At 67.4% G+C, this 10,760-nt stretch carries 8 protein-coding genes and 1 pseudogene; 6 read left to right on the top strand and 3 right to left on the bottom strand.

Features of this window, described 5'->3' with window-relative positions:
* The 5 genes from QOI01_RS19540 to nei2 all read left to right on the top strand — a co-directional run.
* Positions 1 to 4,422: ATP-dependent helicase (locus QOI01_RS19540; RefSeq protein ID WP_526383816.1), on the top strand; the 4,422-nt coding region annotated here is incomplete at its 5' end.
* Between the two features lie 103 nt (positions 4,423 to 4,525).
* Positions 4,526 to 5,017 carry a DUF2834 domain-containing protein gene (locus tag QOI01_RS19535; protein ID WP_526383814.1) on the top strand — a complete coding sequence of 164 codons (492 nt, stop codon included), beginning with the start codon at positions 4,526 to 4,528 and terminating at the stop codon, positions 5,015 to 5,017.
* Between the two features lie 39 nt (positions 5,018 to 5,056).
* On the top strand, positions 5,057 to 5,998 hold the full coding sequence (locus QOI01_RS19530; protein WP_526383812.1) for an SDR family NAD(P)-dependent oxidoreductase: 942 nt from the start codon (positions 5,057 to 5,059) through the stop codon (positions 5,996 to 5,998).
* Positions 5,999 to 6,200: 202 nt separating this feature from the next.
* Entirely contained in the window at positions 6,201 to 6,329 is a 129-nt protein-coding gene (locus QOI01_RS19525) for a hypothetical protein (protein WP_526383811.1), read from the top strand.
* A 283-nt stretch (positions 6,330 to 6,612) separates the two neighbouring features.
* On the top strand, positions 6,613 to 7,371 hold the full coding sequence (gene nei2 / locus QOI01_RS19520) for an endonuclease VIII Nei2 (protein WP_526383809.1): 759 nt from the start codon (positions 6,613 to 6,615) through the stop codon (positions 7,369 to 7,371).
* A gap of 75 nt (positions 7,372 to 7,446) precedes the next feature.
* Here nei2 and QOI01_RS19515 read toward each other — a convergent pair whose 3' ends face one another.
* Positions 7,447 to 8,643, bottom strand: coding sequence for a fatty acid desaturase family protein (locus QOI01_RS19515; RefSeq protein ID WP_526383807.1), 1,197 nt, complete (start codon positions 8,641 to 8,643; stop codon positions 7,447 to 7,449).
* A 30-nt stretch (positions 8,644 to 8,673) separates the two neighbouring features.
* Positions 8,674 to 9,762 (bottom strand): ferredoxin reductase, encoded by a 1,089-nt coding sequence (locus QOI01_RS19510; protein WP_526383805.1) that lies wholly within the window; start codon positions 9,760 to 9,762, stop codon positions 8,674 to 8,676.
* A gap of 68 nt (positions 9,763 to 9,830) precedes the next feature.
* Between QOI01_RS19510 and QOI01_RS19505 the strand changes: the two genes are divergently transcribed.
* Positions 9,831 to 10,517, top strand: coding sequence for a TetR/AcrR family transcriptional regulator (locus QOI01_RS19505; protein ID WP_526383803.1), 687 nt, complete (start codon positions 9,831 to 9,833; stop codon positions 10,515 to 10,517).
* 124 nt (positions 10,518 to 10,641) lie between these two features.
* Here QOI01_RS19505 and QOI01_RS19500 read toward each other — a convergent pair.
* Positions 10,642 to 10,760, bottom strand: a pseudogene (locus QOI01_RS19500) (DUF222 domain-containing protein); the annotation flags it as partial.

Below are 10,760 nucleotides of genomic sequence, written 5' to 3'. Positions count from 1 at the left end.
GAGGCGTGGGCAGCGATCGCCGGCGGGCACAACACTCTCGTCATCGCGCCGACGGGCTCCGGCAAGACCCTGGCGGCTTTCCTGTGGACCATCGACCGGCTGGCCACCGCGGGTCCCAAGCCGGCGTCGGCCTCGGCCAAGCCGGGCACCCGCGTGCTCTACATCTCGCCGCTCAAGGCGCTGGCCGTCGACGTCGAGCGCAACCTCAGCACACCGTTGACGGGGATCACCCGCGTCGCGGAACGGCAGGGCGTCGCAGTGCCGGACATCAGCGTCGGCGTCCGCTCCGGCGACACCCCGCCCGCCCGTCGGCGGGAGCTGATCACCAGGCCACCCGACATCCTGATCACCACGCCCGAGTCACTGTTCCTGATGTTGACGTCGGCAGCCAGGGAGACCCTCGCCGACGTACAGACCGTGATCGTCGACGAGGTACACGCCGTCGCCGACACCAAACGCGGCGCTCACCTGGCACTGTCCCTGGAGCGTCTCGATCAGCTGCTGGCCAAGCCCGCGCAACGGATCGGGCTCTCGGCGACCGTGCGTCCGCCCGAGGAGGTCGCGCGATTCCTGGCGGGTGCGGCACCGACGACCATCGTCGCGCCGCGGGCGGGCAAGACGTTCGACCTGTCGGTCGAGGTGCCCGTGCCGGACATGGCCAACCTGGTGGAGAACTCGATCTGGCCCGACGTGGAAGGCCGCATCGTCGACCTGATCGAGTCCCACGAGTCGACGATCGTCTTCACCAACTCGCGGCGCCTGGCCGAGCGACTCACCGCGCGACTCAACGAAATCCACGCCGAACGCACCGCGAATGATCTCGGAGTGGAACACAATCCGAAGGTCGGTGGCGGCTCGCCCGCCCACATCATGGGCAGCGGCCAGAGCTACGGTGCCGAAACACTACTGGCCAAGGCACACCACGGCTCGATCAGCAAGGAGCAGCGCGCCCTCGTCGAGGAGGATCTCAAGAGCGGGCGACTCAAGGCCGTCGTCGCGACGTCCAGCCTGGAGTTGGGCATCGACATGGGTTCGGTGGACCTCGTCATTCAGGTCGAGGCGCCGCCGTCGGTGGCCAGTGGGTTGCAACGCATCGGGCGCGCCGGGCACCAGGTCGGTGAAATCTCCCGCGGCGTGCTGTTCCCCAAGCACCGCACCGATCTCATCGACTGTGCGGTGACCGTCCAGCGCATGCTGGCGGGTGAGATCGAGACCATGCGAGTGCCGGCCAACCCGCTCGACGTGCTTGCCCAGCACACCGTCGCCGCGGCTGCGCTGGAACCCCTTGACGCCGACCGGTGGTTCGAGGCCGTGCGACGCAGCGCTCCGTTCGCGACGCTTCCCCGCAGCGCCTTCGAGGCGACGCTGGACCTGCTCTCCGGCAAGTACCCGTCCACCGAGTTCGCCGAGCTGCGGCCGCGGCTGGTGTACGACCGTGACGCAGGCGTGTTGACCGCCCGGCCGGGGGCGCAACGCCTCGCCGTCACCTCTGGCGGCGCAATCCCCGACCGAGGCCTGTTCACCGTGTACCTCGCCTCGAGCGCCGAGTCCGAGAAGCCTTCGCGCGTCGGCGAACTCGATGAGGAGATGGTCTACGAGTCGAGGCCGGGCGACGTCATCTCGCTCGGGGCCACCAGTTGGCGCATCACAGAGATCACCCACGACCGGGTACTCGTCGTCCCCGCTCCGGGCCAGCCCGCCAGGCTGCCGTTCTGGCGCGGAGACGGAGTCGGAAGACCGGCCGAGCTGGGCGCCGCCATCGGCGCCTTCACGGGCCGGTTGTCGGGCATGGCGCGTGCGGAGTTCAACGAGCAATGCGCCGCAATGGGTTTCAACGACTACGCGGTGAACAACCTGTGGCAGTTGCTCGACGAGCAACGGCAGGCCACCGGCACCGTGCCCACCGACACCACATTCATCGTCGAGCGCTTCCACGACGAACTCGGCGACTGGCGCGTCATCCTGCACTCCCCCTACGGCCTGCGCGTCCACGGCCCGCTGGCGCTCGCCGTCGCGCGCAGGCTCCGTGAGCGCTACGGGATCGACGAGAAGCCGACCGCGTCCGACGACGGGATCATTCTTCGGCTTCCCGACACCGACAACGCCCCGCCCGGCGCGGAGCTGTTCGTATTCGACGCCGACGAGATCGACCCCATCGTCACCGACGAAGTCGGTGGATCGGCGTTGTTTGCGTCGCGGTTCCGCGAGTGCGCGGCTAGAGCACTGCTGCTCCCGCGCAGGCATCCCGGCAAGCGGTCGCCGCTGTGGCATCAGCGCCAACGCGCCGCCCAACTCCTCGACGTGGCACGCAAGTATCCGGACTTCCCCATCGTGCTCGAGACCGTTCGCGAATGCCTGCAGGACGTCTACGACGTACCGACTCTGTGCGACGTGATGAATCGCATTGCGCAACGACAAATCCGGCTGCTCGAGGTCGAGACGGCGACACCGTCGCCGTTCGCTGCGTCACTGCTGTTCGGCTACGTCGGCGCGTTCATGTACGAGGGTGACAGCCCGCTGGCCGAGCGCAGGGCGGCCGCACTGTCGCTGGACAGCGTGCTGCTCGCCGAACTGCTGGGCCGTGTCGAACTGCGCGAGCTGCTCGACCCGCAGGTGATCGAGTCCACCGTCGCGGCGCTCCAGCACCTCGCCCCCGACCGCGCGGCGCGCGACGCCGAGGCGGTCTCGGACCTGCTGCGTCTGCTCGGCCCGCTCACTGAGGACGAGATCGCGCAGCGGTCCACCGCGGACGACGTCGGCGGCTGGGTGGACGGCCTGCGGGCGGCGCGGCGCGCGTTGACGGTCACCTTCGCCGGTCAGACGTGGTGGGTCGCGATCGAAGACATGGGGCTGCTGCGCGACGGCGTCGGCATCGCCGTGCCGGTCGGCGTCCCCGCAAGCTTCACCGGCTCCGTGGCCGATCCCCTCGGCGAACTGCTCGGCCGCTACGCGCGCACCCACGGTCCGTTCACCACCGGAGAGGCCGCCGCCCGCTTCGGGCTCGGGGTGCGGGTCACCGCGGACGTGCTGGGCCGCATGGCGGTCGACGGCAAGCTGGTGCGCGGAGAGTTCACCGACTCCGAACAATGGTGTGACGCAGACGTTCTTAAGATCCTGCGTCGTCGGTCGCTGGCCGCGCTGCGGGCGCAGGTCGAACCCGTGAGCACCGCGGCCTACGCGAGATTCCTGCCTGCGTGGCAACAGCTGGGCTCGTCGAAGGTGTCGGGCATCGACGGACTGGCTAGCGTCATCGATCAACTTGCGGGAGTGCCGCTTCCGGCCTCGGCAATCGAGCCGTTGATGTTCGGCCAGCGCGTCCGTGACTACCAGCCCGCAATGCTGGACGAATTGCTCGCCTCCGGTGAGGTCACCTGGTCCGGTGCGGGCCAGATCGGCACCAACGACGGCTGGATCACCCTCCATTCGGCCGATTCCGCGCAGTTGACGCTCGGCGCAACCGCCGAGATCGAGTTCACCGACACCCACCGCACCATCCTCGACACGCTTGGTCATGGCGGCGCATACTTCTTCCGCCAACTCGGTGCAGACGGGCCGACTGATCCCGAACAGTTCAAAACCGCACTGTGGGAACTGATCTGGGCCGGCTGGGTGACCGGCGACACGTTCGCTCCCGTGCGCGCGCTGCTGGCAGGCTCGGGCCGCCGTGGCGGTTCGCATCGCCAGCGACAGCGCCCGCCACGGTTGAGTCGCTACAGCGTTGCGCACGCCCAGACGCGAACCTCCGAGCCGACGGTGGCGGGCCGGTGGTCAGCGCTGCTGCCCGCCGAACCGGACTCGACGATCCGGGCCCACTTTCAGGCGGAGCTGCTGCTGAACCGCTACGGCGTGCTGACCAAGGGGTCCGCTGAGGGCGTGCCAGGCGGATTCGCGATGCTCTACAAGGTGCTCTCCGCCCTGGAAGACGCCGGGCGCTGCCAACGCGGGTACTTCGTCGAATCCCTCGGCGGTGCGCAATTCGCGGTCGCCTCGACGGTGGACCGGCTGCGGACCTATCTCGACGACGTCGACCAGGAGCGTCGCGCGTACCAGGCGGTCGTGCTCGCGGCGACCGATCCGGCGAATCCCTACGGGGCCGCCCTGCCGTGGCCCGGCGACGGGGCGCACCGCCCGGGACGCAAGGCCGGGGCGCTGGTGGTGCTGGTCGACGGCGAGCTGGCGTGGTTCCTCGAACGGGGGGGCCGGTCGTTGCTGTCGTACTCCGACGACGCCGAGGCCAACCGGGCCGCCGGGGCCGCATTGGCGGAGCTGGTTGCCGGTCGACTATTGCAGTCCCTGTTGGTGGAGAAGGTCAACGGCGGTTCCGTCCTCGATCCCGCCCCCGACGACCGGCTCGCGGTCGTCCGCGACGCCCTGACCGCGAGCGGATTCGCGCGCACGCCCCGGGGACTACGCCTGCGATGAACGCCTTCTCGGGCGTGAAGATCAGCGGGTTTTACGAGCCGTCACCACTCCCCGGAATGGCAAAAGTGACAAAACTTCGGTAACCGCGCTCCATAATCGGGCCATGGTCTCGCTCATCGTTCACGCCGTCCTCGGCATCCTCGTCATCGCCTGGATCGTCCGCGCCAACGGGCAGGTCTTCGCCCGCCCAGCGGGTGGGCCGGCCTTCTCCGTGCTGGAGATCGTCTACTACGTGATCGGCATCGCGTCGATCGCGCTCGGTTACTACTTCAACCACCAGTTCGTGGACCAGTACGCGGTCGAGGGCGGCAACCCGATCTGGGGTCCCGGCAGTTGGCAGCAGTTCATCCAACTCGGCTACGTCAACCCGGCGGCGGCCTCAGCCAGTCAGGACTACACCATCATCAACGTCGTCCTGCTACCGCTGTTCACCATCGTCGACGGGTACCGGCGCGGCATTCGGCGGCCATGGCTGTTCTTCGTAACCAGCCTCTTCGCGAGTTGCGCATTCGCCTACGCGTTCTACTTCGCGGTCGTCGAACGTCAGCATCGGCACGAAAAGGCCGCGAAGCGGCTGCATGCCATTCCCGCGTGATGGGGAACACGTTCAGAGGCGTTCGTGTTCTCATGAGTCGTGAGCGACCACCTCTTCAGCACCCCGTTCGGATTCGACTCCACCGCCGCGGAGGTGATCGCAGGCGTGGACCTGACGGGTAAGCGCGCGATCGTCACCGGAGCCTCGTCGGGCATCGGGGTCGAGACCGCACGGGCCCTTGCCGACGCGGGCGCTGAGGTGACCATGGCAGTCCGCGACACCACTGCCGGCAATCGCGTCGCCGCGGACATCGGTGGCCGGGTCAGGGTGGGAGCGCTGGACCTCAGTGACCTTGCCAGCATCTCGGCGTTCACCGACGCATGGCGGGGACCGCTGCACATCCTGGTCAACAACGCGGGCGTGATGGCGATCCAGGAACTGACCATGTCGGCCGGTGGCCACGAAATGCAATTCGCGACAAATCATCTGGGCCATTTCGCGCTGGCTGTCGGCCTGTACGACGCGCTCGCCGCGGCGGGCGGAGCCCGCATCGTCTCCGTCAGCTCCGGTGGTCACCTGCGCTCGCCCGTCGTGTTCGACGACATCGACTTCGCGTTCCGTGACTATGACCCGTTCGGCGCCTACGGTCAGTCGAAGACCGCCAACGTGCTGTTCGCGGTCGAGGCCACCCGTCGCTGGTCAGCTGAAGGCATCGTCGCCAATGCGCTGATGCCCGGCGGCATTGCCACGCCTCTTCAGCGCCATCTCCCAACGGAGTACGCCGAGCAGGCGCTGAAGGCCTTTCGCGCGGGCGGATCGGACTTCAAGACCGTCGAGCAGGGTGCTGCGACGTCGACACTCTTGGCGGCTTCTCCCCTGCTGGACGGCATCGGTGGCCGCTACTTCGAGAACTGCAACGAAGCCAGCGTCGTCGACCACCGCGGCGGCCCCGGCACGGGTGGCGTCGCTCCCTACGCACTCGACCCGTCGAATGCCGGACGGCTGTGGGAACTTTCGTTGGCCCTGATCGGCAGCCGGTAGTGAGCCACCTCCTCGGCATACCCCACGCACACGGTCATTGGACCCGCCGCGCCTGCCGCACTCGTCGGTGACCACGGCGGCGGGTGCCGCGGGTGGCAGGACCCCCGGACGATCGGCGGTGAGCATGCCGTAGCCGGGGAAGCAGGTCACCCACGCGCCCATCTCGGCGCCCGTCCCGCTCGCCTCGGCGAGCATGCCGACGGTGCCGACGACACCGGCCATGCTGACGTCCTTGGCCGCCCGTGGCGCCATCCGGGCCACCAGCGTCGACAACTCGGCGAGATCGTCGGCACTGCGAGTGCTGCTCGAATTCCATTGTCTGCCATGGTGACCCGGCTGCCAGGAACCCTCGACGTCGGCCGTAGCCGCACGGCGTCACCAGGCGACCCGCCACCCGCCCGGAGGATGCGACACAGGTGGGGCTCCAATTTTGGTCATTGGCTGAGAGTTCTTGGGCGGCTCGGCGACGCTGCCGCTAGGCCGGGAAGTTCGGCTTGTGCCAATTACAGGAGTTGAGTGTTTCCGATTTAACATCGCAGGAATACGTTTCGGCTATCGGGACCTCACCACCGACATCCGCGTGTGACAAATACCGCTGCGGGTACGTTTACGTCATGCCAGAAGGTGACACCGTCTTCCGCGCGGCGGACAAGCTGCGGGGGGCACTGGTCGGCAGGACGCTCACGCGTTGCGACGTGCGGGTGCCGAAGTTCGCCACCGTGGATCTGACGGGTCAGGTGGTCGACGAGGTGCTCAGCCGCGGCAAGCACCTGTTCATCCGGGCGGGCGACGCGAGCATCCACTCGCACCTCAAGATGGACGGCGTCTGGCTGGTGGATGGCCAGATCCGCCGCGTGCCCGCCCACGGAGTGCGGATCATCCTGGAAACCGCCGACTCTCGGGCCGCGGGCGTCGACCTCGGCGTGCTGGAGATTCTGAAGCGGGATCATGACATGGACGTCGTCGCCCATCTGGGCCCCGACCTGCTTGGCGACGATTGGGAACCGCGGACTGCGGCGGCGAACCTGATGGCGGATCCGAACCGGCCGCTGGCCGACACGCTACTGGACCAGCGGGTGATGGCGGGGGTCGGGAACGTCTATGCCAACGAACTCGGTTTCGTATCGGGACGCCTACCCACTTCGCCGGTGAGCACCGTCAAGGATCCACTGCGGATCGTGCAGCGTGCCAGGGACATGCTGTGGCTGAACCGATCCCGAGTGAATCGGACCACCACCGGGAACACCCGCCCCGGCAACGACCTGTGGGTGTACGGCCGCGTCGGGCGCCCGTGTCGGCGGTGTGGAACGACAATTGAGATGGACGGCAGCGGCGATCGCGTCATGTACTGGTGCCCCGTCTGCCAGACCTGAGGTGCGCCGAGACTACGGTTTCTGACGAATTTCGGCGGCCAATCCGTCAGAAACCGCAGTCTCGCGCGAACAGGATTAGCGCCAGGGCAGCGCCAGCCTGCAGATCTTGCGCACCACGGTGGCGAACTGCTGGGGCAGCGGGCCCTTGTTGTAGGGAATGCCGTAGCGCTCACAGATCTCCTGGACCTCTACCGAGATCTCCGCGTGCCGGAAGGCCGGGATGTCGGGGAAGAGGTGGTGCTCGATCTGGAACGACAGGTTGCCGCTCATGAGGTGGAAGAGATTTGCCGAATCGGGGCGAGCGGAGCGACGGGGGGATAATCCGGTGAGGTTGGCCGAACCGAGAATCTGGCGGAAGTACCACATGCCGCGACTCTCGTTCTCGGTCTCCTCGACGCTGAACTCCTGTGTGCCATCGGGGAAGTGACCGCAGAAGATGATCGCGTAGGACCAGACGTTGCGGATCAGGTTGGCGGTCATGTTCCCGGTGAACACCCATGGCGCGAACGGACCGGCGAGCAAGGGGAAGGCGACGTAGTCCTTGGCGGTCTGACGCTTGACCTTCCTCCAGATGCCGGCCAGGATCTCGCGCTTGTCCGCGATCGAGATCTGACCGGACGTGATGCGCTCGGTCTCGAGCTCGTGCAGCGCGACGCCGTACTGGAACAACACCATCAGCAGGAAGGCGTACACCGGGTTGCCCAGGAAGTAGGGCTTCCACCGCTGGTCCTCACTCATCCGCAGGATGCCGTAACCGATGTCGCGGTCCATTCCCACGATGTTCGTGTGGGTGTGGTGCAGGTAGTTGTGCGAGTGCCGCCACTGGTCGCTCGGGCAGGCCGAGTCCCACTCGAAGCTGCGACTGGTGAGTGCCGGATCGCCCATCCAATCGTACTGGCCGTGCATGACGTTGTGGCCGATCTCCATGTTGTCCAGGATCTTCGAGGCCGCGAGCATGGCGGTCCCCGCGATCCATGCCGGCGGGAGAATACCTGCGAAGAGCAGCCCGCGTCCGCCCACCTCGAGGGCGCGCTGCGCCTTGATGACCCGGCGGATGTAGGTGGCGTCGCGCTCGCCGAGGTCGGCGACCACGCGCTCGCGCAACGCGTCGAGTTCGCGGCCGAAGTCCTCGGCCATCTCGGGCGTCATGGTGACGGACTTGCCACCGACCAGCTTGCTGATGGCCTGCTGAATGTTCTTGGACCCGCCGATGATCTCCTCGGCGGTCTCTTCGGTGATTTCGTCGGCGGTCTTCTCGAGCATGGCAGTCATGACTGGTCCTTTCGAGTTGTTTTCGGGTTACTAGAGCGCCAGTTCGACGTCACCGACGGGTGCGGACACGCAGATCTGCACGTCCTCCTCGTCGGCCGTCGAGACGGCGCCCGTGATGAGGTTCTTGACCGCGCCGCTGGTCTTGCGGCGGGTGCAGGTGTGGCAGATGCCCATCCGGCATCCGCTCTGCGGCGACAACCCGGCCGCCTCGGCCTGCTCCAGGAGTGAGCGCCCGTCGTCGATGACGTCGACACCGCTGTCGGCGAACGCCACCGTGCCGCCCGACGCCTGGGTCGGAACGGCGAACGCCGGCGGGACGAAGCTCTCCGACCGCGCGTCTGGGTAGTGCACCTTGATCGCGTCGACCAAGGTCTGCGGTCCGCACACGAACACCGTGTCGGCGTCGGGCATCGCCGCAGCGAGGTGGTCGGCGTCGAAGTGGCCCTGCAGCTGACCGGCGTCGGCAGCGCGGGAGTACCCGTGGAGGACGCGCACGCCGGGCATGGCCATGAGTTCGTCGCGGTAGCACGCCTCCTGCGGAGTCCTGGCGTAGTGGACGAAGGCGATCTCGCGGTCGGAACCTTCGTCTCTCATGGTCCGCAGCATCGACATCACCGGGGTGATGCCGCTGCCGCCGGCGATGAAGAGGACGCGCCGCGGCCTGACTGCGGGGAGCAGGAAGTCGCCGCCGACACCGTCGAGTCCGACGACCATGCCGACGCGGGCGTTGCGGTGGAGGTGCCTGGAGACGCTGGCTTCGTCGCGGCCGCCGTCGTGCACGCCGACGGTCAGCTCGATGAGCCGGTCGCCCTCGGCGTTGGCAGGCGAATAGCATCGGGTCTGCCTGCGCCCGCCGACCTCGACGGTGAGGTTGACGTATTGGCCTGCCCGCCGCGCGGGCCCGGCCGCGAAGGCCGCGTTGGGTTCAAGAGTGAGGGTGACGCTCCGGGGCGTCTGCCTGCGGACCGCAACGACCTTTGCGCGGGAGTCGCCCAGCGTCCAGGTGGGCTCGACGAGCTCCGTGTAGCGATCGACGCCGTGCGGACCGGTGAGCAGATCGACCAGCGGTGACCGCAGCACTCTGTCCCGCAGGCTCAGCGCCTTGATTTGAGTGAACATGTGTATACCGTGCGCCCGTTTGTGCTGACCGTCAATCGATCGGGGCAGGTTGTGGTAGGTTTCACACAGTGAACGAACGTACGCCCAGTTCACGGACGTCCCGCTCGGGACGCTCGGGATCCTCTCGTTCTTCCCGCGGCACCCCGTCCCGCGAGGAACGCAAGGCAGCAACTAGGCGGGCTATCGTGGCGGCGGCACTGCGGCTCCTCGAGGAACGCAGCTTCAGCGCGCTGAGCCTGCGCGAAGTGACCCGCGAGGCCGGGATCGTGCCCGCGGCGTTCTACCGGCACTTCGACTCGATGGAAGCACTCGGCCTGGTGCTGATCGACGAATCGTTCCGCGCGCTGCGGGACATGCTGCGCGGTGCCCGCGCGGGCAGGCTCGACCCGAACCGGGTCATCGAATCAACGGTCGACATCCTCATCGCCGGCGTCAACGAGCGCCGCGAGCACTGGCGCTTCATCGGACGCGAACGCAACAGCGGTGTGACGGTGCTGCGATACGCGATCCGCACCGAGATCCGGCTGATCACCTCCGAACTGGCGATCGACCTGACCCGGTTCCCCGGTCTGAACGACTGGAGCGCCGAGGACCTCAACATCCTGGCCAGTTTGTTCGTCAACTCGATGATCTCGATCGCCGAAGCCATCGAGGACGCAGCCGATGCGACCGCACTCGACGAGATCCGCCACACCGCCGTCAAACAGCTCCGGCTGATCATCGTCGGGATCACCGGATGGCGCAGTAAGCCGTAGATCGCGGCGCATAGTGCGCACAATGTCCTCGCCATGTCGCATCTCGAACTGACTCGTCCGCGTCCCGACGTCGTCGTCATCAACCTCAACTGCCCGGACAAGCTCAACACGCCTCGGCGGTGTGCTCGTCGAACACCGCCAGATAGTGATGGGCGTGTGAGGCCATCCGGATCACGTCGGCCATCGGCAACAGGGAACCGCCGCCGGTGACGGCCGACCCGCGCCCGGATTCCAGCTCCTGCA

Source organism: Mycobacterium sp. (assembly GCF_032162605.1).
Classification (GTDB): Bacteria; Actinomycetota; Actinomycetes; order Mycobacteriales; family Mycobacteriaceae; genus Mycobacterium.
This window is presented reverse-complemented; position numbering and strand designations above follow the sequence as displayed.